The sequence below is a fragment of the Nocardiopsis sp. NPDC058789 genome, assembly GCF_042745575.1.
Lineage (GTDB): Bacteria > Actinomycetota > Actinomycetes > Streptosporangiales > Streptosporangiaceae > Nocardiopsis > Nocardiopsis eucommiae.
This window is the reverse complement of record NZ_JBHYOW010000025.1, coordinates 1-25,477: the sequence shown is the minus strand read 5'-3', so window position 1 is coordinate 25,477 and position 25,477 is coordinate 1. Positions and strand designations below refer to the sequence as shown.

General features: G+C 72.2%; 23 protein-coding genes. 18 read left to right on the top strand and 5 right to left on the bottom strand.

What is annotated here, in order from left to right:
* The first annotated feature begins 63 nt into the window (after window positions 1-63).
* The 8 genes from ACFW3L_RS24985 (at window position 64) to argH (ending at window position 8,644) form a co-directional block, all read left to right on the top strand.
* The gene (locus ACFW3L_RS24985) at window positions 64-1,485 is read left to right on the top strand and encodes an NAD(P)/FAD-dependent oxidoreductase (RefSeq protein WP_378747126.1); all 1,422 of its coding nucleotides are present in this window, start codon (window positions 64-66) and stop codon (window positions 1,483-1,485) included.
* 139 nt (window positions 1,486-1,624) lie between these two features.
* Complete coding sequence (gene argC / locus ACFW3L_RS24980; RefSeq protein ID WP_378747125.1) at window positions 1,625-2,653, top strand: N-acetyl-gamma-glutamyl-phosphate reductase; 1,029 nt, start codon at window positions 1,625-1,627, stop codon at window positions 2,651-2,653.
* Between the two features lie 11 nt (window positions 2,654-2,664).
* Window positions 2,665-3,471 carry a bifunctional ornithine acetyltransferase/N-acetylglutamate synthase gene (locus tag ACFW3L_RS24975; RefSeq protein WP_378747124.1) on the top strand — a complete coding sequence of 269 codons (807 nt, stop codon included), beginning with the start codon at window positions 2,665-2,667 and terminating at the stop codon, window positions 3,469-3,471.
* 38 nt (window positions 3,472-3,509) lie between these two features.
* Window positions 3,510-4,460 carry an acetylglutamate kinase gene (gene argB, locus ACFW3L_RS24970; RefSeq protein ID WP_378747160.1) on the top strand — a complete coding sequence of 317 codons (951 nt, stop codon included), beginning with the start codon at window positions 3,510-3,512 and terminating at the stop codon, window positions 4,458-4,460.
* Complete coding sequence (locus tag ACFW3L_RS24965; RefSeq protein WP_378747123.1) at window positions 4,457-5,665, top strand: acetylornithine transaminase; 1,209 nt, start codon at window positions 4,457-4,459, stop codon at window positions 5,663-5,665. Before argB ends, ACFW3L_RS24965 begins: the two co-directional genes overlap by 4 nt.
* Window positions 5,662-6,615, top strand: a complete 954-nt coding sequence (gene argF, locus ACFW3L_RS24960; RefSeq protein ID WP_378747122.1) for an ornithine carbamoyltransferase — start codon at window positions 5,662-5,664, stop codon at window positions 6,613-6,615. Before ACFW3L_RS24965 ends, argF begins: the two co-directional genes overlap by 4 nt.
* Window positions 6,612-7,145, top strand: a complete 534-nt coding sequence (locus ACFW3L_RS24955) for an arginine repressor (RefSeq protein WP_378747121.1) — start codon at window positions 6,612-6,614, stop codon at window positions 7,143-7,145. The genes argF and ACFW3L_RS24955 overlap by 4 nt, the downstream gene beginning before the upstream one ends.
* An 80-nt stretch (window positions 7,146-7,225) precedes the next feature.
* Window positions 7,226-8,644, top strand: a complete 1,419-nt coding sequence (gene argH / locus ACFW3L_RS24950; RefSeq protein WP_378747120.1) for an argininosuccinate lyase — start codon at window positions 7,226-7,228, stop codon at window positions 8,642-8,644.
* A gap of 198 nt (window positions 8,645-8,842) precedes the next feature.
* On the opposite strand, the gene ACFW3L_RS24945 is transcribed toward argH, so the two are convergent.
* Entirely contained in the window at window positions 8,843-9,736 is an 894-nt protein-coding gene (locus tag ACFW3L_RS24945) for a class I SAM-dependent methyltransferase (protein ID WP_378747119.1), read from the bottom strand.
* Between the two features lie 104 nt (window positions 9,737-9,840).
* Window positions 9,841-10,422 (bottom strand): XRE family transcriptional regulator, encoded by a 582-nt coding sequence (locus ACFW3L_RS24940; RefSeq protein WP_352387786.1) that lies wholly within the window; start codon window positions 10,420-10,422, stop codon window positions 9,841-9,843.
* A gap of 287 nt (window positions 10,423-10,709) precedes the next feature.
* Between ACFW3L_RS24940 and ACFW3L_RS24935 the strand changes: the two genes are divergently transcribed.
* The 9 genes from ACFW3L_RS24935 (at window position 10,710) to ACFW3L_RS24895 (ending at window position 21,177) form a co-directional block, all read left to right on the top strand.
* On the top strand, window positions 10,710-13,352 hold the full coding sequence (locus ACFW3L_RS24935) for a nitrate- and nitrite sensing domain-containing protein (RefSeq protein ID WP_378747118.1): 2,643 nt from the start codon (window positions 10,710-10,712) through the stop codon (window positions 13,350-13,352).
* Window position 13,353: 1 nt separating this feature from the next.
* Window positions 13,354-13,788, top strand: a complete 435-nt coding sequence (locus ACFW3L_RS24930) for a roadblock/LC7 domain-containing protein (protein ID WP_378747117.1) — start codon at window positions 13,354-13,356, stop codon at window positions 13,786-13,788.
* Window positions 13,789-13,835: 47 nt separating this feature from the next.
* Window positions 13,836-14,294 carry a DUF742 domain-containing protein gene (locus ACFW3L_RS24925; protein ID WP_378747158.1) on the top strand — a complete coding sequence of 153 codons (459 nt, stop codon included), beginning with the start codon at window positions 13,836-13,838 and terminating at the stop codon, window positions 14,292-14,294.
* Complete coding sequence (locus tag ACFW3L_RS24920) at window positions 14,275-14,895, top strand: ATP/GTP-binding protein (protein WP_378747116.1); 621 nt, start codon at window positions 14,275-14,277, stop codon at window positions 14,893-14,895. The genes ACFW3L_RS24925 and ACFW3L_RS24920 overlap by 20 nt, the downstream gene beginning before the upstream one ends.
* 147 nt (window positions 14,896-15,042) lie before the next feature.
* Window positions 15,043-15,960: a sirohydrochlorin chelatase gene (locus ACFW3L_RS24915; RefSeq protein WP_378747115.1), complete on the top strand. Its 918-nt coding sequence runs from the start codon at window positions 15,043-15,045 to the stop codon at window positions 15,958-15,960.
* A 271-nt stretch (window positions 15,961-16,231) separates the two neighbouring features.
* Window positions 16,232-18,673, top strand: coding sequence for a nitrate- and nitrite sensing domain-containing protein (locus ACFW3L_RS24910; protein WP_378747114.1), 2,442 nt, complete (start codon window positions 16,232-16,234; stop codon window positions 18,671-18,673).
* Window positions 18,663-19,115 (top strand): DUF742 domain-containing protein, encoded by a 453-nt coding sequence (locus ACFW3L_RS24905; protein WP_378747113.1) that lies wholly within the window; start codon window positions 18,663-18,665, stop codon window positions 19,113-19,115. The genes ACFW3L_RS24910 and ACFW3L_RS24905 overlap by 11 nt, the downstream gene beginning before the upstream one ends.
* A gap of 74 nt (window positions 19,116-19,189) precedes the next feature.
* Complete coding sequence (gene lhgO / locus ACFW3L_RS24900; protein WP_378747112.1) at window positions 19,190-20,410, top strand: L-2-hydroxyglutarate oxidase; 1,221 nt, start codon at window positions 19,190-19,192, stop codon at window positions 20,408-20,410.
* Window positions 20,411-20,670: 260 nt separating this feature from the next.
* The gene (locus tag ACFW3L_RS24895) at window positions 20,671-21,177 is read left to right on the top strand and encodes a hypothetical protein (RefSeq protein WP_378747111.1); all 507 of its coding nucleotides are present in this window, start codon (window positions 20,671-20,673) and stop codon (window positions 21,175-21,177) included.
* 61 nt (window positions 21,178-21,238) lie between these two features.
* Here the strand turns inward: ACFW3L_RS24895 and ACFW3L_RS24890 are convergent, their stop codons facing one another.
* The 3 genes from ACFW3L_RS24890 to ACFW3L_RS24880 all read right to left on the bottom strand — a co-directional run bounded on the left by ACFW3L_RS24890 (window position 21,239) and on the right by ACFW3L_RS24880 (window position 23,555).
* On the bottom strand, window positions 21,239-21,964 hold the full coding sequence (locus ACFW3L_RS24890; RefSeq protein WP_378747110.1) for an HNH endonuclease family protein: 726 nt from the start codon (window positions 21,962-21,964) through the stop codon (window positions 21,239-21,241).
* A 195-nt stretch (window positions 21,965-22,159) separates the two neighbouring features.
* A complete protein-coding gene (locus tag ACFW3L_RS24885) occupies window positions 22,160-22,753 on the bottom strand; it encodes a TetR/AcrR family transcriptional regulator (protein WP_378747109.1) in 594 nt (197 codons plus the stop codon).
* Window positions 22,746-23,555: an alpha/beta fold hydrolase gene (locus tag ACFW3L_RS24880; protein WP_378747108.1), complete on the bottom strand. Its 810-nt coding sequence runs from the start codon at window positions 23,553-23,555 to the stop codon at window positions 22,746-22,748. Before ACFW3L_RS24880 ends, ACFW3L_RS24885 begins: the two co-directional genes overlap by 8 nt.
* Window positions 23,556-23,811: 256 nt before the next feature.
* Between ACFW3L_RS24880 and tyrS the strand changes: the two genes are divergently transcribed.
* On the top strand, window positions 23,812-25,110 hold the full coding sequence (gene tyrS, locus ACFW3L_RS24875; RefSeq protein WP_378747107.1) for a tyrosine--tRNA ligase: 1,299 nt from the start codon (window positions 23,812-23,814) through the stop codon (window positions 25,108-25,110).
* Window positions 25,111-25,477 lie beyond the last annotated feature (367 nt).

The following is a 25,477-nucleotide window of genomic DNA, read 5'->3' as shown; positions in this document are numbered from 1 at the left end:
GGTGGGTCGGGAGCACTGAGGTTCCGGGGGGAACGAATGAGGCTGTTCACCACTGCTGCCCAGATGAGGCCCATTCCCCGGTCCTCTCGCTTCGCCAACGGTGGCGTCTCCTTCTGGTTCCGCGAGGACGGTCTGCCCGAACGGAGATCCCCCCTCCCCGGTGACGCCGACTACGACGTCTGCGTGGTCGGGGCCGGGTACACCGGTCTCTGGGCCGCTTACTACCTCAAGAAGGACCAGCCTGACCTGCGCGTCTGCGTCGTCGAGCGGGAGTTCGCCGGGTTCGGGGCGTCGGGGCGTAACGGAGGGTGGTTGTCCGCGGAGTTCTCCGGTTCCCAGGAGGACTACGCACGGTCACATGGCAAGCCCGCCATGATCGCGCTCCAGCGTGCCCTGATGAACACGGTGGACGAGGTGGTCGCGGTCACCGAGGCCGAGGGGATCGAGGCCGACGTCGTCAAGGGCGGCATGCGCCTGGTCGCCAGCAACGCGGCCCAGCACGAACGTCTCCGGGCCCACATCGACCACCTCCAGGACTGGGGCTACTGGCCCGACGACATCCACATGGTCGACCCGGACCACGCGCCCCCGATCACGGTGGACGGCGCGGTCGCCGCGGCCTACTCGCGGCACGCCGCCCGTGTCCACCCGGCCAAGCTGGTCACCGGTCTGGCCCGCGTGGTCGAGGCGCTGGGCGTCGAGATCTTCGAGGACACCCCGGTGACGGAGATCCGGCCCCGTGAGGGGTCCGAGCGTCCGTCCGTGGTCACCGAGCACGGCACCGTCCGCGCCGACCACGTGCTGCGGGCCACCGAGGGCTTCACCTCCACCCTGCGCGGGCAGCGCCGCCGGTGGCGTCCCATGTACTCCTCGATGATCGTCACCGAGCCGATCGCCGCGGAGCTGTGGGAGGACATCGGATGGGAGGGCCGTGAGCTCCTGCGGGATTCCGCCCACTCCTACGTCTATGCCCAGCGCACCGCCGACGACCGCATCGCCATCGGCGGCCGGGGCGCCCCGCACCGCCTCGGCGCCTCCGAGGACAACGAGGGGGCCACCGCGCCCCAGGCCATCGCCGAACTGTGGCGCTCCTTGACCGGGATGTTCCCCGGTGTCGCGGACGCCCCGATCGAGCACGCCTGGTCGGGCGTGCTCGGGGTGCCCCGGGACTGGTCACCGACGGTGAACCTGGACACCGCGTCCGGTCTGGGCTGGGCGGGCGGCTACTCCACCAGCGGCGTCTCCACCAGCAACCTCGCGGGTCGCACCCTGCGCGACCTGGTCCTGGGGCGCAGCAGCGACCTCACCCGCCTGCCGTGGGTCGGGCACGAGGTGCGCGGCTGGGAACCCGAGCCGCTGCGCTGGATGGGGACCCAGGTCGTGCGCGGTCTCTACCGGACGGCCGACCGCCGCGAGTCCCGGACCGAGGGCAAGGGCCACACCTCCCGCCTGGCCGACCTCGCCACGCGCATGCCCGGGAACTGACCCGCCGTCCCCCCGGCCGGGTCGCCGCTCGACCCGCCATACCCTCCCCGCGCACCCCCGCTTCGACCGCCGTCAGTTGCATAAAATTACACTGGCATGCATGATGGTTCAGTCCAAGCGAGTCAGAGAGGGTCTCACCATGGGATACACAGCGGCCATCGCCGGAGCCAGCGGCTACGCCGGGGGCGAGCTGCTGCGTCTGCTCCTGGGACACCCCGACATCGAGATCGGCGCCCTGACCGCGGGCAGCAACGCCGGGACCCCCCTGATCCAGCACCAGCCCCACCTGCTTCCGCTGGCCGACCGCACCCTCGTGCCCACCACCGTCGAGGAACTGCGCGGCCACGACGTCGTTTTCCTCGCCCTCCCGCACGGGCAGTCCGCCGACATCGCCCACCAGCTCGGTGACGACGTGCTGGTCGTGGACTGCGGTGCCGACTTCCGCCTGAACGACGCCGCCGCGTGGGAACGCTTCTACGGCACCCCGCACGCCGGGACCTGGCCCTACGGCCTCCCCGAACTCCCCGGCCAGCGCGACCGCCTCACCGGCGCCCGCCGGATCGCCGTCCCCGGCTGCCACGTCACCGTCGCCACCCTCGGCCTCTTCCCCGGCCTGGCCCAGCAGCTCGTCGAGACCGACCTCACCGTCGTGGCCGTCACCGGCACCTCCGGCGCGGGCAAGGCGCCCAAGCCCAACCTGGTCAGCAGCGAGATCATGGGAGCCCTCAGCCCCTACGGGGTCGGCGGCACCCACCGGCACAACCCCGAGATCGTCCAGAACCTCACCGCCGTCACCGGCGAACCGGTCCGCCTCTCCTTCACCCCGGTCCTGGCACCGCTGCCGCGCGGCATCCTCGCCACCTGCACCGCGCCCCTCAAACCCGGGGTCACCGCCGACCAGGTGCGCGCCGCCTACGAGACCACCTACGCCGACGAACCCTTCGTCCACCTGCTCCCCGAGGGCACCTGGCCCAACACCGCCATGACCCTCGCCGCCAACACCACGCTCGTACAGGTCACCGTGGACCCCGACGCCGGTCGCATGGTCGTCGTCGCCGCCCTGGACAACCTCACCAAGGGCACTGCCGGCGGAGCGGTCCAGAGCACCAACCTCGCCCTCGGCCTGCCCGAGACCACCGGCCTCCCGCTCGCCGCGGTCGCGCCCTAGGGAGTGCCGACATGAGCGTCACCGCGCCCCAGGGCTTCCGCGCCGCCGGTGTGACCACCGGAACCGGCACCGACCACACCCGTGACCTGGCCGTCGTCGTCAACGACGGCCCCGCACGCGCGGCCGGAGCGGTCTTCACCGACCACCCCGAGCCCGCCGCCCCCGTCCTGTGGACCCGGCAGGTCGTCGCGGGCGGACGCGTCCGCGCCGTCGTCCTCCACTCCGGCGGGGCCAACGCCGCCACCGGACCGCTCGGCTTCCAGGCCGCCCACGCCCAGGCCGAGCACACCGCCGACCTCCTGGCCGACTCCGCCGCCGAGGTCGCGCTCTGCTCCGCCGGGGAGGTCGGCACCGTACCGAGGACCGACCCCCTCAACACCGCCGTGGCGGACGCTCTCGCCCAGGCGGCCCGGGGCGGCGGGCTCGCCGCCGCCGACGCCGTCCGCACCGACGACACCGTCGCCAAGTTCGCCTTCCGACGCGGCGAGGGCGTCACCGTCGGCGGCATGGCCAAGGGCCCCGACGCCTCCGTCGGCTCCGCCCTGTGCGTCCTGACCACCGACGCCGCACTCACCCCCGAACAGTGCCAGCGCCTGGTCACCGACGCGACCGCCTCGGCTCTCGCCCCGCTGACCGGCACCAACGACACCGTCCTGCTGATGGCCAGCGGCGCGGCCCCGGTCACCCCGGACGAGCCGGCGGTCGCCCTCCTGCTCACCCGGGTCTGCGAGGAGCTCGCGGCCCAGATCGCGGCGGACACGCCCGCGTCCGTCACCTCCGAACCCGGATCCCCCCAGGACAGGCAGGCCCACCAGTGAACTCCGCGACACCCACCACGCAGGACCAGGCCCAGGCCATGGACAAGGCGGCGCACCTCATCGAGGCGCTGCCCTGGCTCTCCCGCTTCCACGGTCGCACGGTCGTGGTCAAGTACGGCGGCAACGCCATGATCAGCGAGGAGCTCCGGGTCCGCTTCGCGGAGTCCATCGTCTTCCTCTACTACGCGGGCCTGCGCCCCGTCGTCGTCCACGGCGGCGGACCCCAGATCAGCGCCATGCTGGACCGCTCCGGAGTGGAGTCCAGCTTCACCGCCGGGCTGCGGGTCACCACCGACGAGGCCATGGACATCGTCCGGATGGTCCTCACCGGGCAGGTCAACCGCGAGATCGTCGGGCTGGTCAACCAGCACGGCCCCTTCGCGGTCGGTATGTCCGGTGAGGACGCCAACCTCCTCTACGCCGAACGCAAGAGCGTGCAGGTGGACGGCGAGACCGTCGACATCGGCCGGGTCGGAGAGGTCAGCGAGGTCGACCCCGGAGCGGTCTCCGCGCTCATCGCGGACGGCCGCATCCCCGTGGTCTCCAGCGTCGCCCGAGCCGACGACGGCGGCGTCTACAACGTCAACGCCGACACCGCCGCCTCCGCGCTCGCCGTCGCCCTGGGAGCGAGCAAGCTCATCATGCTCACCGACGTCGAGGGCCTGTTCGCGGACTACCCGGCCAACACCGACCTCATCCGCCGCCTCAACGTGGACGAACTGCGCGCCCTCCTGCCCTCCCTCTCCGCGGGGATGCTCCCCAAGATGGAGGCCTGTCTGACGGCGGTCGAGGGCGGCGTGCCCCAGGCCCACATCATCGACGGTCGTGTGCCGCACTCCCTGCTCCTCGAGGTCTTCACCGACCTGGGCGTCGGCACGATGGTCGCCGACGAGGAGCTGGAGGCCGAACTCCTCTCCGGGAACGGCCACTACCCGCGCCCCTGGCGCCCCACCCACACCTCCGAACCGAACACGGGAGACCACAAGTGACCAGCAGCGACCTGAGGGAGCGCTTCGCCGCCTCGCTCATGCCCAACTACGGCGTGCCGCCGGTGGCCCTGGCCCTCGGGCGCGGCTGCGAGGTCTACGACGCCGACGGCCGCCAGTACCTCGACCTCATCGCGGGCATCGCCGTGTCCAGCCTGGGTCACGGCCACCCCGCCCTGGTCAAGGCGGTCGCCCACCAGGCGGCCACCCTCGCCCACACCAGCAACCTCTTCGTGCACGAGCGCGAGGTCCAGCTGGCCGAGCGCCTGGTCGAGCTGGTCGGCGGCGACGCCAAGGTGTTCTTCGCCAACTCCGGAACCGAGGCCAACGAGGCCGCGCTCAAGCTGGTCAAGCGCGCCGCCGGATCCGGCCGCCACTACTTCGTGGCCGCCGCCAAGGGCTTCCACGGCCGCTCCGCCGGGGCCCTCGCCCTGACCGGCAAGGACTCCATCCGCGAGCCCTTCGGCCCCTACGGCACGGACGTGCGCTTCGTTCCCCACGGCGACATCGACGCCCTCACCGAGGCGGTCGACGAGCACTGCGTGGCCGTGTTCGTCGAACCCACCCAGGGGGAGGCCGGAGTGGTCCCCGCCCCCGAGGGCTACCTCGCCGGGGTCCGCGCCCTGTGCGACCGCACCGGCGCCGCCTTCGTCCTGGACGAGATCCAGAGCGGCATCGGCCGCACCGGCCAGTGGTTCGCCCACCAGGAGGAGGGCGTGCGCCCCGACGTGCTCACCCTCGCCAAGGGCCTCGGCGGCGGGCTGCCCATCGGCGCCTGCGTCGGCTTCGGCCGCTTCGCGGACGCCTTCCAGAAGGGCGACCACGGCTCCACGTTCGGCGGGAACCCCGTGGCCTGCGCCGCCGCGCTGGCCGTCATCGACACCATCGAGACCGAGGGCCTGCTCGCCCACACCAAGGTGATGGGCGACCTGCTCGCCGAGCAGATCGAGGGCATCGACCACCCCCTCCTGTCCGGACAGCGCGGCAGCGGGCTCTGGCGCGCGCTCGTGCTCACCGGGCCGCACGCCGCGCACGTCCAGGAACAGGCGGCGGTCCGCGGCTTCCTGGTCAACGCGGTCGCGCCCGACGCGATCCGACTGGCCCCGCCCCTGGTGATCACCCCCGAGCAGATCGGTGTGTTCATCGAGGCCCTGCCCACCATCCTCGACGCCGCCGAAGCCGCCGCCACGAAGGAGCAGCAGTCATGACCCGCCACTTCCTGCGTGACGACGACCTCACGCCCGAGGAGCAGACCCGCGTCCTCGACCTGGCCGACGAGATGAAGCGGGACCGCTTCGCGTACCGTCCCCTGGCCGGGCCGCGCACCGTCGCCCTGCTCTTCGACAAGCCCTCGACCCGGACCCGGCTGTCCTTCTCCGTGGGCGTGGCCGACCTCGGCGGCAGCCCGCTGGTCCTGGACTCCGGCAGCACCCAGATGGGGCGCGGCGAACCGCTGGAGGACACCGCCCGCATCCTGGAGCGCCAGGTCGCCGCCGTCGCCTGGCGCACCTTCTCCCAGGCCGACGTGGAGAACCTCGCCCGGCACATCGGCGTCCCGGTGATCAACGCGCTCACCGACGAGTTCCACCCCTGCCAGATCCTCGCCGACCTCCAGACGGTCCGCGAGGTCAAGGGCTTCCTGGCCGGGCTCACCCTCGCCTACCTCGGTGACGGCGCCAACAACATGTCCCACTCCTACCTCCTGGGCTGCGCCACCGCCGGGATGCACGTGCGGATCGGCGCCCCTGAGGGGTTCCACCCGGACGAGGTCGTGCTGACCCGGGCCCGCGAGATCGCGGAGGGCACCGGCGGATCGGTCACCGTCACCACCGACGCCCGGGAGGCGGCCGAGGGCGCCGACGTGGTGGCCACCGACACCTGGGTCTCCATGGGACAGGAGGACGAGAAGGAGGACCGCGAGGCCCCCTTCCGCCCCTACATCGTCGACGAGGCGCTCATGGCCGCCGCCCGGCCCGAGGCCGTCGTGCTGCACTGCCTGCCCGCGTACCGGGGCAAGGAGATCACCGCCGGGGTCATCGACGGCCCCCAGAGCGTGGTCTGGGACGAGGCCGAGAACCGGCGCCACGTGCAGAAGGCCCTGCTCACCCACCTGCTGGAGAGCAGCGACGACCCCGAGTCCGAGCCCGAGACGCGATGAGCCACGACCCCAGCGGCCCGGCCCCCATGACCAAGGCCGCCCGGCACGCCCGCATCACGGACGTCCTCACCCGTGAGGACGTCCGCTCCCAGGGGGAGCTGGCCAAGCGCCTCTCCGAGGCGGGGGTGCAGGTCACCCAGGCCACCCTCTCCCGGGACCTGGACGAACTGGGCGCGGTCAAACTCCGTACCGCCGACGGTCACCTGGCCTACGTGCTCCCGGGGGAGGGCGGCGAACGCCTCCAGCGCACCCGCCCCGACACCCTCAGCCTCGAACAGGTCTCCGGGGCCCGCCTCACCCGGCTGGCCGAGGACCTGCTCGTCTCGGCCGAGGCCTCCGCCAACATGGTCATCGTGCGTACCCCGCCGGGGGCCGCGCAGTACCTCGCCTCGGCCATCGACCACACGGACTTCCACGCCATCCTGGGGACCATCGCCGGGGACGACACCATCCTGGTGATCTCCCGCGACCCGCGGGGCGGGGAGGACCTGGCCGCGGCGCTGCTGCGGCTGGCCGACCGCAGACCCTGACGGCACGCGCCGTCGCACCCCGGCTCCGGACGGCCCAGGCGCCGTCCCGCACCACCCGAAACGTCACGAAGGAGACCACGATGGCCGACCAGCCCGAGGCCCTGCGCCTGTGGGGCGGCCGCTTCGAGGGCGGACCGGACCAGGCCCTGGCCCGCCTCTCGCTCAGCACCCACTTCGACTGGCGCCTCGCCCGCCACGACATCGCCGGATCGCGGGCCCACGCCCGCGCCCTGCACCGCGCGGAGCTGCTCACCGCCGACGAACTCGACCGCATGATCGCGGGGCTGGACCGGCTGGAGGCCGACGTGGCCTCGGGGGACTTCACCCCCGTGCTGGAGGACGAGGACGTGCACACCGCGCTGGAGCGCGGGTTCATCGAGCGGGTCGGAGCCGAACTCGGCGGACGGCTGCGCGCCGGGCGCTCCCGCAACGACCAGATCGCCACCCTGGTCCGTATGTACCTGCGGGAGGAGGCCCGGTCCATCGCCGACCAGCTCCTCGACCTCGTACGCGCCCTCGCGGACCAGGCCGGGGCCCACCCCGACGCCGCCATGCCGGGCCGTACCCACCTCCAGCACGCCCAGCCCGTCCTGCTCGCCCACCAGCTGATGGCGCACGCCTGGCCGCTGGTCCGCGACGTCGAACGGCTCCGGGACTGGGACCGCCGCGCGGCCGTCTCCCCGTACGGTTCCGGTGCCCTGGCCGGGTCCTCCCTGGGCCTGGACCCGGAGGCGGTCGCTGACGAACTCGGCTTCCCGGCGTCCTCGGAGAACTCCATCGACGGCACCGCCGCCCGCGACGTCGTCGCGGAGTTCGCCTTCGTCACCGCCATGATCGGCGTGGACCTGTCCCGGCTCTCGGAGGAGGTCATCCTGTGGGCGACGAAGGAGTTCTCCTTCATCACCCTCGACGACGCCTTCTCCACCGGCTCCTCGATCATGCCGCAGAAGAAGAACCCCGACGTGGCCGAACTCGCCCGGGGCAAGGCCGGCCGACTGGTCGGTGACCTCACCGGCCTGCTCACCACCCTCAAGGGGCTCCCGCTCGCCTACAACCGGGACCTCCAGGAGGACAAGGAACCGGTCTTCGACGCCGTGGACAGCCTGCACCTGCTGCTGCCCGCCATGACCGGCATGGTCGCCACGCTCACCTTCCACACCGACCGGATGGCCGAACTGGCCCCGCAGGGATTCTCCCTGGCCACGGACATCGCGGAGTGGCTGGTCCGTGAGCGCGTCCCCTTCCGTGACGCCCACGAGATCGCGGGTACCTGCGTTCGGGTGTGCGAGGAGCGCGGGATCGACCTGCCCGAGCTCACCGACGCCGACTTCGCGGAGATCTCCGAGCACCTGACCCCGGGCGTGCGCGAGGTCCTCACCGTCGCGGGCTCCCTGGCCTCCCGCGCGGGCCGGGGCGGGACCGCCCCCGTCCGCGTGGCGGAGCAGCTCGACCGGCTCCGCGCCGACGTCGAGGAGCACCGCAAGGCCTTCACGGCCTAGATCGTTGGTGTGCAATGTGTGCCCCGGTCAGTGGTCGTAGGTGATCCACGACCCCCTGACCGGGGCGCCGATCCGCCAGTGGTGCCGGATCACCGGGTTCATCGCCGGACGCGTTGGCACATCTCGGACCGGAGCGGTCCCCACCGGTGCGGCCCGGCGGTGTCGCGGCCCCGTCGGCCGTCCGCCGGACGGGCCGGATCAGTCCGAGCGGCGGGCGGCCCAGACGGAGCGCACGGTACGCACCGTCAGGTCGTCCCGGTGCGCGATCCCGCTCGGGTCCCCGCTGTCCAGCAGCCGGTCGAGCGCGGTCAGGTCCTCGGGCACCAGCGCGTCGACCACGCTCTCCCTCAGGCGGCGGAGGCTGGTGAGCGCGTACTCCACGACCACCGGGTCTCCGGAGCCCTCCAGCTCCGCCGTCAGGGTGCGTTCACCCTCGACACGGAACCCGTTGGCGGTCAGCTTCTCGGCCCAGTCCGCGCCCCGGTGCGGCACGTGACCGGTGTGCCACCGGTCGCTCACCGCGTGCAGGGCCTCCTCCAGCCCCGGTCGTTCCGCCGGGGCGTCCTCGGGCAGGAACCGAGGGAAGCCCGAGAGCTCGACCAGGGCGAGCAGCCCTCCGGGAGCGAGCAGGTCGCGGGTCCGGCGCAGGGCGAGGTCGGGGTCGGCCATGTGGTGCAGGGAGGCCGAGGCCCACACCAGGTCCGGTGAACCGAGGTCGGGCCAGTCGGCCTGGTCGAGGTCGGCCAGGAGCGTGCGCACGCGGTCGGCCACCCCGGCCTCCCGGGCCTTCGCCCGCAGCCGGTCGAGGTGCTCGGCCGAGGAGTCGACGGCGGTCACGCGCGCCTCCGGGAAGCGGGCGAGGAGCGGGAGGGTTCCGGCCCCGGTTCCGGCCCCCAGGTCGACGATCTCGCGCGGGTCTCCCACCAGGGGCAGCCAGGCGATGACGTCGTCGGTCAGCGGGGCCGTCACCCGTGCGTCGAGGTCGAGGATCAGGGCCTGGTCGTGCGCGCCGCGCTCGTGCGCGTGTTCCGTGGTGTGGCCGTGCCGGTCGTGTGCCGAGTGGTGTCCGTGCTGCTTGTGAGAGTGCGTCATGCGGCCAGGCTAGGCCGACCTTGCGTCAGTGGCAGCACTTCTTTCGCCAAAGGCAAGAGAGTCTCCTCGGGGGGTGCCGAACGCGCAAGTCCGTCCGCCCAGGTTCAGGAGGGTGAGGTCTCGGCGCCGCCCCGCTGGTGGCCCCGGCGCGCGTCGCGGTCGAAGATCCCGAGGATCTCGCACGGACCACCCTCGGCCCCGATCGCGTGCGGAAGCATGGTCGGGAACTCGGCCGCCTGGTTCGTTTCGATCCGGATGCGCCGGTCGCCCAGGAGGAGCACCGCGGTTCCGGACAGCACGACCAGCCATTCCCGCCCCGGGTGCGCCCGCATCCGCGAGGGCTGGTCCGGCGGGGGGTCGGTCAGCCTCTGCCGCATGACGGTCATGCCGGGGTCGGCCCGCACCGGCCACCGGAGCGTTCCGTGGGCACCGTCCACCATCGGGCTGGAGACGACGTCGTCGGTGGCGCTCTCCACCAGTTGGTCCAGGGTGGTGTCCAACGCCCGGGCCAGGGTCACCAGGCTGTCCAGGGCCAGCCTCCGCTGCCCGTTCTCGATCCGGCTCAGGGTGGACTGGCTCAGCCGGGCCCGAGCGGCCAGCTCCTCCAGCGACCACCCCTGCGCCACCCGGAGGGCGCGGATGCGTCCCCGCACCAGGCGGTCCAGGTCTCGGTCCTCTTGCGTCATGGGCAGCAGCCTATGTCCTCGACGCATGGAACGCGGCGAGGTCGGACTTAAGCCCCCATCGTCTGACATGCGTGTACACACCACCCCAAGGGCGCGCGACGTGCCCGTGCCCGCGAGCGAATCCAATCTCCGATTCCCCACGCGCCCGGGGGAAGAGTGCGGTAGCGTCCTGAGTCTGCGGACACCGCACGTGTTTCCATCTGCGCGTACCGTGACGACCCGTGCGGGGACCGGCACGCACCAGGCGTGGTCTCCGGTGCCCGCGTCGAGTCCGTGGGAGGAGCGCAGTGGGTCAGCCAGTGAGCACGGGTCGCGGGCCCAGGTCCGGTAGCGGGCCAGGAATCAGAACACAGCTCAACCGAATCGTGCTGATCCCCAGTATCACCTTTCTCGCGCTGTTCATCCTGCTCAGCACGGCCACCCTCGCGCAGGCGCTGTCACTGCACCACTCCGTCACCGACGGCCGTGCGGGGGCCGACCTCGCCGGGGCGCTCACCGCACTCCAGGACGAACGCCGACTCAGCGTCGACTTCGTCACCGACCCCGGAGGCGAGACCCGTCAGGCGCTCGTCGAGGCCGCGCGAACGACCGACGAGACCCTCGCCCAGCTCCGCCAGGTACGCGAGACGCTGGAGGGCGAAGGAGACGAGCCCGAGGCGCTGGCCCTGGCGTTCTTCGGCTCCCTCGAGGACGTGCAGGCGCTGCGTACCGACAACCTCGCCGACCCCGGCGCGGTGGCCGACGTCCTGGACACCTACACCGGCGCCGTCGAGCAGGGCATCCGGCTCTACTCGACCACCGTCCAGGGCCTCGACGACGGGCTCGTCTCCGACGCCGCCTCCGAGGCCGACAACCTCCTGTGGGCCCAGGAGAGCTTCGGCCACGCCGACGCCGTCATCACCGCCGTGCTCGCCGAGAACGACCTCACCCGCTCGCACCAGGCCGAGATCGCCTCCCTCACGGGGGACACGCGCCGCAGGCTGAGCGCGGAGGAACCCCCCGACGAGCTCTCCGAGGGGCAGGGGCCCGTCGCCCGGGCCGAGACCGGCACGGACACCGCGGAGGCCGCCGAGGAGGACCAGGCCGCCAGCGTCGAGCGGATCACCCGCGGCGCCGCGTGGGCGCGGGCCATGGGGGTGGCCGACACCCTCGTCCAGCACGAGGCACCGGTGGAGGTCGACCCCATCACCGGGGAGCTCCACCGCGACCACGCCCCGCCCGCCGGCCTCGGCGCCTGGCGCGAGGCCGCCGACGAGGTCAACGCCGGGCTGACGGAGGTCACCACGGACAGGGTGGACAGCGTGGTGACCTCCACCGAGGAGGCCAGCTCGTGGATGTTCACGATGGCCCTCGGCGGCGGCATCACCTCGCTGTTCGCGGGAACGGTCGCCTACGGGGTGGCCGCAAGCTCCGCCAGCCGACTCACCTACCGACTGGCCAGGCTCCGCGCGGAGACGCTCGGGATCGCCCGCAGCGACCTCCCCCGAATCGTGCGCCGCCTGGAAGCGGGCGAGAGCGTGGACCTCGACACCGAGATGAAGCAGCTCGACCACGGCACCGACGAGGTCGGCCAGGTGGCGGACGCCTTCAACATCGCCCAGCGCACCGCTGTCGGCGCCGCCGTCAAGCAGTCCGACATCCGGGCGGGCGTCAGCCGGGTCTTCCTCGGCATCGCCCACCGCAACCAGTCCCTGGTGCAGCGCCAGCTCCAGCTCCTGGACCGGGTGGAGCGCGAGGAGGAGGACCCGGACCTGCTGGAGAGCCTCTTCCAGCTCGACCACCTCGCGACCCGGGGCCGCCGTCACGCCGAGAACCTCATCATCCTCGGCGGCGCCCAGCCCGGACGGCGCTGGCGCCACCCCGTCCCCCTCGTGGACATCCTGCGCGGCGCCATCTCCGAGACGGACGAGTACGCCCGCGTCGAACTCACCTCCGTGCCGGACCTGTCCCTGGTGGGAGCGGTCGTCGCCGACGTCATCCACCTGCTGGCCGAGCTGGTCGAGAACGCCACCGCCTACTCGCCACCCCACACGAACGTCACCATCGCCACCGACAACGTCCCCAAGGGCGTGGTGATCGAGATCGAGGACCGGGGCCTGGGGATGACGGAGGAGGTCCTGGACGAGAACAACGCCACGCTCGCGGAGGCACCCGAGTTCGACGTCATGACCCCCGGGACGGACGGCCGCCTCGGCCTGTTCGTCGTGGCCAGGCTCGCGCTCAAGCACGAGATCGGGGTGCAGCTGCGGCACTCGCCCTACGGAGGCACCCGCGCCGTGGTGCTCGTGCCCAGCGCCCTGGTGGTCTCCAGCGGCGGTGCGCCGGTGGAGCGTCCCCGAGCGGCGGTGCTCGCCCGCTCCGGATCGGTCCGCCCGGAACCCCACGCGGGTACCGAGCACGACGACCCCGCCGACCTGCTGGCGGCCGAGGCGGGCCCCCGGCACGCCCGCCCGGTCCTGCGGTCGGTCCCCGAACACGACGACCGGCCCGCGGACGAGACGGGCGACCACGTTCCCCACGGGCCGCTGCTGCGCCAGGTGCCGGACCTGACACCCGAACCCGAGCCGACCCCCGAGCCCGCGCACGGGCCCGGCGAGGAGCCCGGCCCCACGGGCCACGCGCCCCTGCCCCGAAGAGGAGGAGACGAGACGACGATCGGGACCAGACCGGACCGGGCCGGACTGCCACGGCGCAGGCGCCAGGCCAACCTCGCACCCCAGCTCCGCGACGACCCCTCGACCGGCGCGGATCCGTACGACACCGAACCGGTGTCGCAACGCAGCCCCGAACAGGCACGCCGCATGATGGACGCCTTCAGCGCCGGAACCCGACGCGGTCGAGCCGAGGAGATCGGCCACGAAGGGCTCGGGCACAGCAGTGATGACCAGGTCGGTGCAGGCGCCGACGACCACACAGGAGAGAGCGACTGAGATGGTGGGCATGAGCAAGGCCGCGGACAACCTGGACTGGCTCCTGGACGACCTGGTCGACCGTGTCGTGGGAGCCAGCCACGCGATCGTGCTGTCGGCCGACGGACTGCTGCTCGGACGCTCCCGGGGACTGATCTCGGACGACGCCGAGCATCTTTCCGCGGTGGCCTCCGCGTTCCAGAGCCTGGCCCGGGGCACCGGGCGCCACTTCGGCGGCGGGGACGTCCGTCAGACCGTGGTGGAGATGGAGCACTCGTACCTGTTCGTCACCGCGGCGGGCACCGGGGCCTGTCTGGCCGTCCTGGCGACCGAGGACGCCGACGTCGGACTGGTCGCCTACGAGATGAACCTCCGGGTCAAGAGGGTGGGTCAGTTCCTCACCGCGCCGCCACGACGGCCGGGCCACCTCACGGCCATGGGAGGCGGGAGCTCGTGAGCACCCCTGGTGAACAACGCGGCGGCTCGCTGTCGAGCGTGCCGCCCGTGAGGGAGGGGGAGGGCGTGGGCGGTCCCACACGGCGCGCACACCCCACCTGGCACCGTGGTCGGGGCCACCCCACCTCCGAGGGTCCCGCCGCCGGGATCACGCCGGGGGACGCCCCTGCCGGGCCGCTGGTCCGTCCCTACACGATGACCCGGGGACGGACCCGACCGGGCAGCGCGGGACGCGGACTGGACCTGATCACGATCGTGATGGCGGCCCCCGACCGTGAGGACCGTGCCCGGGACCCCGAGCTCCAGGCGATCCTGACCCTGTGCCGCAGGCCCATTTCGGTCGCGGAGATCTCCGCGCGCCTGGACATCCCCCTGACCGTGGTCAAGGTGCTCCTCGGAGACCTGGTGGCCGAGGGGGACGTCCACACGCGGGCAGCGATGCCCGTGGCCCAGCTTCCCGAGAAGAAAGTACTTCAGGCGGTACTCGATGGCATCCGCAGACTCTGAGAACCGACCGGGAGCGCAGGAGGCGCGTGAGGCGCCGGAGGCGATACCCCAAGCGGTCAAGATCATCATCGCCGGAGGGTTCGGCGCGGGAAAGACGACGATGGTGGCCTCCGTCAGCGAGATCACCCCGCTCAGCACCGAGGAGGTGATGACCGAGGCCAGCCAGGGGGTCGACGACCTCGGGGGAGTGGAGAACAAGACCACCACGACGGTCGCCCTGGACTTCGGTCGTATCACCATCAACGAGGACATCGTGCTGTACCTGTTCGGTACACCGGGGCAGGACCGCTTCTGGTTCATGTGGGACGAGCTGGTGGAGGGCGCCCTGGGCGCCGTGGTGCTGGCCGACACGCGTCGGCTGGACACCTGCTTCCACGCGGTGGACTTCTTCGAGCGCCGGGGCGTGCCGTTCGTGGTCGCGGTCAACCAGTTCGACGGTGCGGCGCACTACGAGGCGGAGGAGGTACGGGAGGCGTTGGACATACCGGCGGAGGTGCCGCTGCTGATGGCGGACGCCAGGGAGCGCGAGTCGTCCAAGGAGGTCCTCGTCCAGCTGGTGACCCACGTCATCAACGGTCGTCGTCCGGTACTCAGCGGTTGAGCGGGCGACCCCGCCAGTCGGAGCCGGGTCGGTCCGTTGTACGTTCAGGAGAAACGCCCGTGAATGTGGTGTTGAACGCTACAATGTCGCGGCAGTGACCACCCGCTTTGACAGCGCGCCCCATCCACTTCTCGTCTGAATCCTGGTATGCGAAACTCTGACCGACTTCCCCCACGCGAACTGCCCAAGCGGCGTTCCGGACGCCACCGCAACCCGCTGTCCTTCGACAACTGGTTCGGTACCCCCACCCTGATCATGGCGGTCCCGGGCACGGCCGAACAGGCCAGGGACGCCGACGGTGAGTTGATCGGTGCCCGAATGGCCGATCTCGTCCGGGCCTACCGCCCCGAGGTGACGATCAGGTTCGGGCACACCGAGGGCCACGAACTGGGTATCGGTGAGGCTCTGGCCGACCTGGAGGAGTCCGAGGGCCGACCGCTCGCCGGTGTCGTCGTCCCCCTGGTCACGGCGCCGCACGGGGGCACCAACGCCGCGATCGAGGCGGCCGTGGCCCACACCCGCGCGGACGTCCGCGTCACCGAGGGGCTGGGCCCGCACCCCATGCTGGCCGAGGTGCTGCACCTGCGACTGGCCGAGGCCGGGTTCGTGCGCGCCGACCGTATGCGCCTGATCAGTGTGACCGCCCGCAACACCACCATGGCCGACGGCGTCGTCGTCGGGGCCGTCGGGGGTGAGGGGGCCGTGGGAGCCGCCGGCGTCACCGCCGTCCTGCTCGCGGCCCGGCTCGGGCTGACGGTGCTCCCGGCGGACCTGGAGAACGAGGCCTCGATCGAGCAGGTCGTGGCCCAGCTGCGCCAGGGCGGCAGCCAGCGCCCGGTCATCGCGCCGAGCGCCCTGGGGCCGGAGGTTCCGCCCCGGTACCTGGCCGACCTCGCCGAGCGCCACGGCGCCCGGCCCGGCGCTCCCCTGGGGGCGGACAGCCTCCTGGGCAAGATCGCCGCGCTGCGCTACGCCGAGGTGCTCAACTCGCTCGGTGTGGAGCAGCCGCCCACCGCCGAGGAGCTGCCCGCCCCGGTGGGTTCCCGACACCGTCCCGAGTCCTGACTCCGCGACACGCCCCGCCAGGACCCCGTCGAACAGGGCCGCCCGGACCACCGGGCGGCCCTGTTCGCGTTGATCGGGGGGTGACCTGCCCCTTCACGTCGGATTCGCCCCTCCTCCACGCGCGCGCCGCGACCGTCCCCACAAGCTCGTATAACTAGTCGTGATTGTTTGACAACGTACGGCAATGATTTTTCGATAGCCTCGGCAGGACCGAAAGCCGCCGCGGCACCTCCCCAGGACGCCCCGGCACCCGCACGGGCTGGAGGGGGCCATGCGAAGAACACACGCGTCCACCCGGACGATCCGCGGGCAGCTCAACCGGATCGTGCTCATCCCGAGCCTGTGCTTCCTCGCGCTCTGGCTCATCGTGGCCACGCTCGGCACGGCTCAGGCCGCGCAGCTGATGAGCGCCGTGAGCCAGGCCAGGGAGGGCACGGAGATCCTGTCCCGGGCCGCGACCGAGCTGCGCGCCGAACGCCGACTGACCATGGTCCACCTGGGAGTCCAGGACGGCGGAGGGGAGGCGACCCGCCAGGACGACCTGGAGGAACAGCGCGACACCACCGACGGTGCCCTGACCGAGGCCGTGGCCCTGGCCGAGAGGCTGGAGGACGGCAGGGACGTCGAGGTGAACCGCAACTCCGCCCTGGTGACCGGAGCCCCCGACCGCCTGGAGGCCCTGCGCTCCACGGTCGACGCCCGCACCGCCAACCGGGGGGAGGCCCTCAGCGGCTACGGCGACCTCCTGGGGACCCTCACCGACACCGTCATCGCGCTGCTGCACACCACCGACGGCGGGGAGAACCTCACCGACGCCGTCCTCACCAGGGAGCTCCTGGCCGCGCGGGAGGAGTACGCGACCGCCGACGCCCTCCTCGCGGGGGTCATCGCGGCGGAGCGGATGACCTACGAGGAGACGGCGCACTTCACCTTCCTCACCGCCTCCTACCGCTCCACCCTCCACACCGTCAGCCACGCCATGCACCCCAGCATCCGCGCGGCCCACGAGGCCCTGGTCCAGGATGACGTGTGGACCAGGGCGGAGGGGTTCAGCCGCAGGGTCGTCACCCGTCCGCCGGTCGCCCAGAACGACGACGCCCTCCCCGGCCAGGAGCCCCTCACCGAGTGGAACTCCGCCATCGACATCGAGGCCAACGACTGGGACACCTCCTCGGCCGTCGCCGCCGGTTCCCTGGACGACATCTCCCGGTCCCAGATCGAACGCACCGTGGACCTGGCCTGGAGCGCCGCCCTGCTCAGGGTCACCCTGGGCGTCGCCGCCGCGGCCGTCACCCTCCTCGGCGGGGTGGTGGCCATCGCGCTCGTGGGCCGCTCCTCGCGCCGCCTCACCGAACGCCTGACCTGCCTGCGCGAACAGATCCTGGACCGGGACGCCGACCTGCCGGAGATCATCGAGCGGGCCCAGCGCGGCGACAAGGTCGACGTGGTGGACGAGCTCCCGGCCCTGGACGAGGAGGGAGACGACGAGATCGGCCAGGTGGCGGACGCCTTCGACAGCGCCCAGATCACCGCGGTGGAGGCCGCCGTCCGCCAGGCGGAGATCCGACGGGGCGCCAACCGGGCCTTCCTGGGGATCGCCTTCCGCAACCAGACCCTGGTCCAACGCCAACTGCGCCTGCTCGACGAGATCGAGTACAGGGAACAGGACCCCGAGGCGCTGCGTCGGCTCTTCCGCCTGGACCACCTGGCCACCCGTGCCCGGCGCTACGCGGACAACCTCATCATCCTGGGCGGCGGCCAGTCCGCCCGCCGGTGGCGTCAGCCGCGCCCCCTCGTGGACGTGCTGCGCGCCTCCATCGCGGAGACCGAGGACTTCGAACGCGTGCGGCTCACGTCCGCGCCCCGGGTGCTCATGCACGGCCAGGTCGTGGCGGACGTCGTGCACCTCCTGGCCGAGCTGGTGGAGAACGCGACCCAGTTCTCGCCCGCCGGGACCACCGTGGACGTCGGGTGCTCCCCGGTCGGGGGCGGTCTGATCGTGGAGATCGAGGACCGCGGGCTGGGCATGTCCGAGCAGGGCTACGCGGCGGCCGAGCGCACGCTCACCCGGCCGCCGGAGTTCGACGTCATGGCCCTGCCCGACGACCCGCGTCTGGGTCTGTTCGTCGTGGCCCGCCTGGCCGAACGGCACGGCATCCGCGTGTGGCTGCACCCCTCGCCCTACGGCGGCACTCTGGCGACCGCGCTCATCCCGGACAGCCTGTTGGAGCCCGTGGACAACCCGGTCCCGGTCACGGGTTCCCCGGCCGGGGTCCCGGCCTTCCCCGGCGCGCTCGGTCACCTGGCGCACCAGGGGCCGACCCAACAGACGGGACCCCAGGGGCCGTTCGGCCAGTCCGGGCCGCAGGGGGTCCCCGGCCACCACGACCGGGCCCCCCGCACCGGGCCCCAGGCGGGGACCGGCCCCCAGGCGCACTCCGGCCCCCAGCCGCAGGTCCACTCAGGTCCCCAGCCCCAGGCGGTGCCCCGGCCGCCCAGCGGCGAGCAGTACCGGGTCGGCGCCTCGGAGCCCCGGAGGCCGTACGGCGCCTCCGGGGGACGGCTCCCGCACCGCCGGTCGGCGCAGCGCGACCGAGGCGGCTCCACCGGGCCGTCCCTGCGCCTCGACTCCGGGGAGCAGGAGCCCCTCGACCCCGCGCCGTCCGACGTCTCGCCCTTCACGACACCACCAGGAGGACACAGTGAGCGCTGAGGGCCGCCACGCCCGTCGCCTGACGGAGCGTGGCGCGGCCGACCGCACCGACGGGAACGGCCCCAGACCCGCCGACGAGGGAGAGGACGCGGAGAACGAGAGGTTCCTGCGGCCCTACGCCGTCGACGTCGGAACCACGGAGCGGGCCGCGCCGCCCACCGCGGACACCGCCGAACTGGACCTGCTCACCCTCGTGGTGGCCGCCCGTACCCCCGGCCGCCACGAGTGGCTGCGCCCCGAGCGGGAGGCCATCCTCAACCACGCCCGGCGGGCCCGGACCGTGGCGGAGCTCGCCGCCGAGGTCGGACTCCCCATGGGCCAGGTGCGTTCGATGGTCACCCGCATGGTCTCCGAGGGATCGCTCCAGTCCTGCGGCCCGTCCCGGCCCCTGGGCCGCGAGGACATCCTGCACGCCGTCCTGGTCGGACTGCGCTCGCTGTGACTCCGGGCCGCGACGCCCGTGTTGCACGTCACCCGGTGCCCCACTCGCGGACACCGGGTTGCTAGCGTGCGCCCATGCGCAGCACCGAACACATCGGCATCATCGGAGCGGGGATCGTCGGACTGGCCCTGGCCCGCCACATCACCCTCCACCGCCCCGGCACCCGAGTCACCGTCCTGGAGAAGGAGAACCGGGTCGCCGCGCACCAGACCGGCCACAACAGCGGCGTCGTCCACGCCGGGCTCTACTACCGCCCGGGATCGCTCAAGGCGACCCTCTGCCGGAGGGGGGTCGGTCTGCTCAGGGACTACTGCGCGGAGAACGACCTGCCCTACGAGGAGGCGGGCAAGCTCCTCGTCGCGGTGAACTCGGAGGAGGAGGCGCGCCTGGACGACATCGAGGCGAAGGCCAAGGAGAACGGGGTCCCCGGGGTCGCCCGCCTCGGCCCCGAGGGGCTGCGGGAGGTCGAACCCCACGCGGTCGGGGTCGGGGCGCTGCACTCTCCCACCACCGCCATCACGGACTTCGTCGCGGTCGCGGAGCAGCTCGCGGACGACGTGCGCCGTTCCGGTGGCCGGGTCCTGCTCAACACCCCGGTCATCGACCTCCGTCAGGACCTCGACGGTACCGAGGCCCTCACCGGGGACCCCAAGGGGGAGCGGGTCATCCACCGGTTCGACCGGATGGTCCTGTGCGGCGGACTCCAGAGCGACCAGCTCGCCCGCATGGCGGGAGGCGGCACCGACCCGCGGGTCGTCCCCTTCCGGGGTCACTACCACGAGCTCGTTCCCGAACGCCGTGAGCTCGTGCGCGGACTGCTCTACCCGGTGCCCGACCCCCGGTACCCGTTCCTGGGCGTGCACCTGACCCGCCACGTGCACGGCGAGGTCATGGCGGGCCCCAACGCCATCCTCGCCCTGGCCCGGGAGGGGTACCGCGCCCGCGACCTGCACGCCCGTGAGTTCGCCCAGACGCTCGCCTGGCCGGGTTTCTGGCGGCTGGCCCGCCAGCACTGGACCGTCGGCGCGCGGGAGACACTGGTCTCGGCCTCCAAGGCGGTGTTCGCCGGGCAGGCCCGCCGCCTGCTTCCCGAGCTCACCGCCGCCGACCTGCGCCCGGCGCCCGCCGGAGTGCGGGCCCAGGCCCTGGGCCGGGACGGCGGCCTCCTGGACGACTTCCACGTGGACACCCACGGCCGTGTCGTGTGTGTCCGCAACGCCCCCTCACCGGCGGCGACCTCGTCCCTGGCGATCGCGGAGTTCCTGTACGACCACCACGTCGGCGGCGCGCGCTAGGCTCCGGCCCTCGGGTACACCTTGGGGGAGCACCCCGGGCCCCGGTCCGCGCGGGGGAGTGCCCGGAACGGACGGGGGAGTACCCCGGCCCTCAGAGCCACCCGGGGGGAACCTCGGGTGGCCCGGGCCCTCCTCCGGCCGGTGTGTCGGAACGGAGTTATCCACAGGTTCGAGGACACTCTGGTTCTGACCGCCCGCCCGGCGGAGCATGGAATCACCGGTCACTCGGGACGGTCCCGAGCCCGCCGGTGGAGGTGACCATGCGTCTGACCAGGTGGGCCTCGACGGCCCTCGCCGTCGTGCTCGCACTCGTTCTCACGGCGGCCGTGTCCGCCGTCGGCCCCCGAGGAGGACCCTTGGACGGATTCACCATCGGCCACCTGCCCGCGAAGGTCGGTCCCCAGGCCTCGGCCTCGGACTTCACCTACGAGTGGGGGGAGGTCTCCTTCACCCAACGGGCCTGGGAACAGGCCAAGGAGGGCGGCGGGTTCGAGGTGCTGCTCCAGGTCCTGGTCCTGAGGAGCGAGCAGCTCACCGACCTGGAGGCGGTCCGTGCCTTCCTCACCCGCTACCACGAGCGCGACGCGGACACCTGGGAGCTCGGGGACTTCGACAACAACGGAACCGGCGGGCTGTACGGCGGCTCCGAGGCCTTCTGGACACCCGCGCCGGGCGTCGCCGTCGAGGTCCGCGACCCCTTCGGCCTCATCGGTGAGGAGGAGATCCTGGCCACCGCGCGCGGAGTGATCCAGGAGAACCCGGCCTAACGCGTCGGCCCGGTGTGCCGGGCCGACGCGTCACCGAGCCCCGGTCGCTCGAGGGCCGGGATCAGCAACCAGCCAGGACCTCACGCAGCGCGGACTCCTCGTCGGGGTCCGCGGTCAGGTCCCACTTGTGCTTGACCTCGATCCAGGACACCACGTAGTCGCAGTGCGAGGACTCCAACGGCGGCATCCAGTTCGCCGGGTCCGCGTCACCCTTGGCCCGGTTGGTCGAGGCGCTCACCGCCCACAGCTGCGAGGAGTCGAGGTCGTTGGCGAACTTCTGACGCTCCTCGGTCGACCAGGCGTGGGCGCCCGACCGCCACCCCTCCTTGAGCGCGACCATGTGGTCGATGTCGATGTCCTGAGCGTCCGTGTAGGTCTCGCCGTCGTAGGCGCTGTACCAGGAACCGGAGGTCGGCTGGCAGGTGTCGCCGGTCCGCACGTCCTCACCGTCGCGGAGCAGCACGACCTGGCGGGTGGAGCAGTTGTCCTGGACCCCGGAGTCCCAGTGGGGGAAGAGGGCGCGGTCGTATCCCGGCGGGTCGTCCTCCTCCTCGATCCGGATCTCCTCCAACCGCTCTCGGGCCTGGTCCACGTCGGCCGAGCTCGACTCGGGGGCACTCTGCTGCTCGACGGCGGGGTCACCCGACTCCAGGTCGATCACGCCCAGCTGTTGCAGGACGAAGGCGGCGAGGACGAGGACGCCGACGACGGTACTGATGATCGCGGTCAGCCGGGAGGTGGGCTTCCCGCCCTTGGCGGGGGTTCGGGGGGAGGATTTCTGGGCCATCAGGGAACTCCAACACTGTCTTGCCTCCCGGGACGGGCGGGTCGTCCGATCCGGGTCCCACCAGCTTGGCCCATCACGGGGCCGGACCGTAACGGCACCGGGGGTCAGTGTTCCCTGGCGGGCCACCGTGGGGCGCCCGGGTCCCAGGGACGGCACCACCGCCCGCAATGCCCCGACCCCGTCAGCTCCGCCTCGTCAGCCCCGCTGTTCCTCACCCGTGGCGCGGCCAGACCACCCGTCCAGAGCGCGGACGAAGCCCTCCACCAGCACGGCGAAACTCTCGTCGACGTCCTCCGGCAGCCCGAAGCCGCCCCGGGTCTCCAGGTCGACGAATCCGTGTACGGCGCTGCGCAGCGCCCGGATGGTGTGCACCATCCGCCCCTCGGGGATCGAGAACCCGCGCAGCACCGCCGCGATCACCTCCACGGGCCGCGCGTAGTGCGTGTGCGCTTCGGTGTCCGACGCCGCCGGGGCCCGTTGGATCGACGCGTAGCGGCCCGGGTGCTCCAGCGCGTACCGCCGGTAGGCGTCGAACACCGCCCGGACGCCCTCCGCTCCCGACCGGCCGACCGCGGCGGACCGCAACCGTTCCGCGAGTTCGGACACGGAGAGCAGGGACACCTCCCGAACCAGCCCGTCCCACCCGTCGACGTGCTTGTACAGACTCGGTGTCGCCACGCCCAACCGCTTGGCCAGGGCCGCCAGGGACAGTGCGTCGAACCCGCGTTCGTCGACGAGCGAGGCCGCCTCCGCCGTGACCACTCCGGGGGTCAGCCCCGCCCTAGGCAACGGCTTCCGCCCGCCTGATCAGGTCCTCCAACGCGGAGACGACGACGTCGGGGCGCTGCGACTGCGCGTAGTGCCCGCACTCGGGGACCATGACCACGCGACCGCGCACCACGGAGGCCACCCAGTCGGCCTCGGCCCGGGGATCCTTCCAGTCGGGGTCCAGCTCACCCATGATCACCACGGCCGGGGCGGTCAGCCCGCCCGCGTCGTCGATCGTCTCGTTGGGCGCCTCGATGGTCCGGGCCACGGCCCGTCGCCGCTCGGCGGGACGGAGCATCGCGTGGATCCGGGCCTTCTGCTCCGCGTGGCCCTCGGGGACGCGCCCCTTGTGCAGGGAGTCGTAGAACAGCGTCAACGCCCGGGCGGTCCAGGGCCCGGAGACGAGGACCCTCAGCGCTGCCCGTGTCAGTCGGCTCACGGCCGCCGGGCGCAGGAACGGTCCGAGCAGGGCGACGCCGGCGACGAGGTCGGGCCGTTCCAGCGCGGCGATGGTCGCGGCGGCGGCTCCCATGGAGTTGCCCGCGATCACCGCCCTCCCGCCGCCGAGCTCCTCGACCAGGGCGATGACGTCACCGGCGGTGGCGCGGCTGTCGTACCGGTCGAAGGTGGCGTCGCTGTCCCCGTGCCCGCGCAGGTCCATGACGGCCACGCGGTGTCCGGCCCGGGCCAGCTCCGCGGCGACGAACCGGAAGGAGGAGCGGTGGTCGAACATGCCGGGCACGCAGATCACGAGGGTGCCCGTGTCGCCCGTCCCGTGGAGGTCGTAGGCGATCCGCCCCTCGGGGCGTCGCAGGTGGTGCATGGCGGTCTCCTTCGTCCGCGGCACGAACCTCGTGGCTCATGCCAGTAGCCATAAAGCTAATGTCATTAGCCAACCACGTCAAGAGCACGGGCTCCACCCGCCGACCGCTGCCGTCCCCGACCGTGTGAACTGGACCGACACCCGGCCGATAGCGTGGTCGTGTGAGGGATATCGGGGTGCCCCGCACGGTCGCCCGCCCTTACACTGCTAGGCAGATCGGGCCGAAGGGCCCGCCTACACAACAGAGAGCCACACAGTGATCGACATCATCGACGAACTCCAGTGGCGCGGCCTGATCGCGCAGACGACCGACCTTGACGCACTCCGCAAGGCGCTGGCCGATGGTCCGATCACCCTCTATTGCGGATTCGACCCCACCGCGGGCAGCCTGCACGTCGGACACCTCACACAGGCGCTGACCCTGGCCCGCTTCCAGCAGGCCGGGCACCGGCCGATCGCCCTCGTCGGTGGTGGCACGGGCCTGATCGGTGACCCCAAGCCCAACGCCGAGCGCCAGATGAACTCGGTGGAGACGGTGAAGGGCTGGGTCGGGAATCTGGCCGGTCAGCTCTCCGCCTTCCTGCACTTCGCCCCGGAGGGCGAACAGGCCGGACCGACCGACGCGATTCTCGCCAACAACGGCGACTGGCTGGGGGAGATCAACGCGATCGAGCTGCTCCGTGACGTGGGCAAGCACTTCAGCATCAACCAGATGCTGGCCCGGGAGACGGTGAAGAGCCGTCTCGACGGTGAGGGCATGAGCTACACCGAGTTCAGCTACGTCCTCCTCCAGTCCTACGACTTCGTCGAGCTGTACCGGCGTTACGGCTGCACGCTCCAGACCGGCGGCTCCGACCAGTGGGGGAACATCACCGCGGGTCTGGATCTGGTCCGCCGGATCGAGGGCAACGAGCCGCACGGCCAGGCACACGGTCTGACCACGAACCTGCTCACGAAGGCCGACGGCACCAAGTTCGGCAAGACCGAGACCGGAACGGTCTGGCTCGACCCCGAGCTGACCTCGCCGTACGCCTTCTACCAGTTCTGGTTCAACGCCGACGACCGCGACGTGATCCGCTACCTCAAGGTGTTCAGCTTCCTCTCGCGTGAGGAGATCGAGGAGCTGGAGCGGCAGACGGAGGAGCGTCCGCAGGCCCGCGCGGCACAGCGCACCCTGGCTGAGGCGCTGACGACGCTGGTCCACGGTGAGGAGGAGACCCGCAAGGTCAAGGACGCCAGCCTGGCGCTGTTCGGCCGCGCGGACCTGTCGGAGCTCGACGGCCGCACCCTGGAGGCCGCGCTGGCCGAGGTGCCCAAGTCCGAGGTCGAGGGTCCGGTCACCGAACTGCTGGTCACCGACCTGTTCGCACAGAGCGGCCTGACGCCCAGCAAGTCGGCGGCCCGCCGCGCCGTCCAGGAGGGCGGTGCCTACGTGAACAACGTGAAGGTCACCGACGTCGAGGCCAGGCTCAGCGAGGAGGACGTGCTCGCGGAGCGCTTCGTCGTGCTCCGCAAGGGCAAGCGCAACATCGGTGGCGTCGTCCTCAAGGGCTGACCCACGGGCGGTCGAGGGCCGGCCTCCCCTTGGGGGGCCGACCCTCGCGTGTCGGTCGGCGGTCGGAACGGGGCGGAGGTTTGCCCTCGGGATGATCCGGGCACGACTGTCCATGTCTGACCACAGCCGACGTTCCGGCGCGAGCCTGGTGTGAGGCCGCGCGGAAGTGCCAGAGGCCCGGATCGCCCTGAGGGCGCCCGTTCCGGGTCCCGGTTTGACGTCCGCACACGATCCCCCTACACTCGAACGAGTCGCTGCGGGACGGCGAGCGAAACCTTCACGGTTTCGGCTCGGCACCGGGCCGCGATCACGACGTCCTCCCGAAACAGAGTGGTTCGAGCAGTCGCTCGGGGCATGTAGGCTCGGG

Bases quoted from the DNA above. Each gene is read 5' to 3' on its own strand.
- ACFW3L_RS24920 (WP_378747116.1), top strand. From the start codon at position 14,275: ATGGCATCCGCAGACTCTGAGAACCGACCGGGAGCGCAGGAGGCGCGT.
- lhgO (WP_378747112.1), top strand. From the start codon at position 19,190: ATGCGCAGCACCGAACACATCGGCATCATCGGAGCGGGGATCGTCGGA.
- ACFW3L_RS24985 (WP_378747126.1), top strand. From the start codon at position 64: ATGAGGCCCATTCCCCGGTCCTCTCGCTTCGCCAACGGTGGCGTCTCC.
- ACFW3L_RS24940 (WP_352387786.1), bottom strand. From the start codon at position 10,422: ATGACGCAAGAGGACCGAGACCTGGACCGCCTGGTGCGGGGACGCATC.
- ACFW3L_RS24915 (WP_378747115.1), top strand. From the start codon at position 15,043: ATGCGAAACTCTGACCGACTTCCCCCACGCGAACTGCCCAAGCGGCGT.
- ACFW3L_RS24895 (WP_378747111.1), top strand. From the start codon at position 20,671: ATGCGTCTGACCAGGTGGGCCTCGACGGCCCTCGCCGTCGTGCTCGCA.
- argB (WP_378747160.1), top strand. From the start codon at position 3,510: ATGGACAAGGCGGCGCACCTCATCGAGGCGCTGCCCTGGCTCTCCCGC.
- ACFW3L_RS24975 (WP_378747124.1), top strand. From the start codon at position 2,665: ATGAGCGTCACCGCGCCCCAGGGCTTCCGCGCCGCCGGTGTGACCACC.
- ACFW3L_RS24910 (WP_378747114.1), top strand. From the start codon at position 16,232: ATGCGAAGAACACACGCGTCCACCCGGACGATCCGCGGGCAGCTCAAC.
- ACFW3L_RS24930 (WP_378747117.1), top strand. From the start codon at position 13,354: ATGGTGGGCATGAGCAAGGCCGCGGACAACCTGGACTGGCTCCTGGAC.
- ACFW3L_RS24945 (WP_378747119.1), bottom strand. From the start codon at position 9,736: ATGACGCACTCTCACAAGCAGCACGGACACCACTCGGCACACGACCGG.
- argC (WP_378747125.1), top strand. From the start codon at position 1,625: ATGGGATACACAGCGGCCATCGCCGGAGCCAGCGGCTACGCCGGGGGC.
- ACFW3L_RS24880 (WP_378747108.1), bottom strand. From the start codon at position 23,555: ATGCACCACCTGCGACGCCCCGAGGGGCGGATCGCCTACGACCTCCAC.
- argH (WP_378747120.1), top strand. From the start codon at position 7,226: ATGGCCGACCAGCCCGAGGCCCTGCGCCTGTGGGGCGGCCGCTTCGAG.
- ACFW3L_RS24890 (WP_378747110.1), bottom strand. From the start codon at position 21,964: ATGGCCCAGAAATCCTCCCCCCGAACCCCCGCCAAGGGCGGGAAGCCC.
- argF (WP_378747122.1), top strand. From the start codon at position 5,662: ATGACCCGCCACTTCCTGCGTGACGACGACCTCACGCCCGAGGAGCAG.
- ACFW3L_RS24955 (WP_378747121.1), top strand. From the start codon at position 6,612: ATGAGCCACGACCCCAGCGGCCCGGCCCCCATGACCAAGGCCGCCCGG.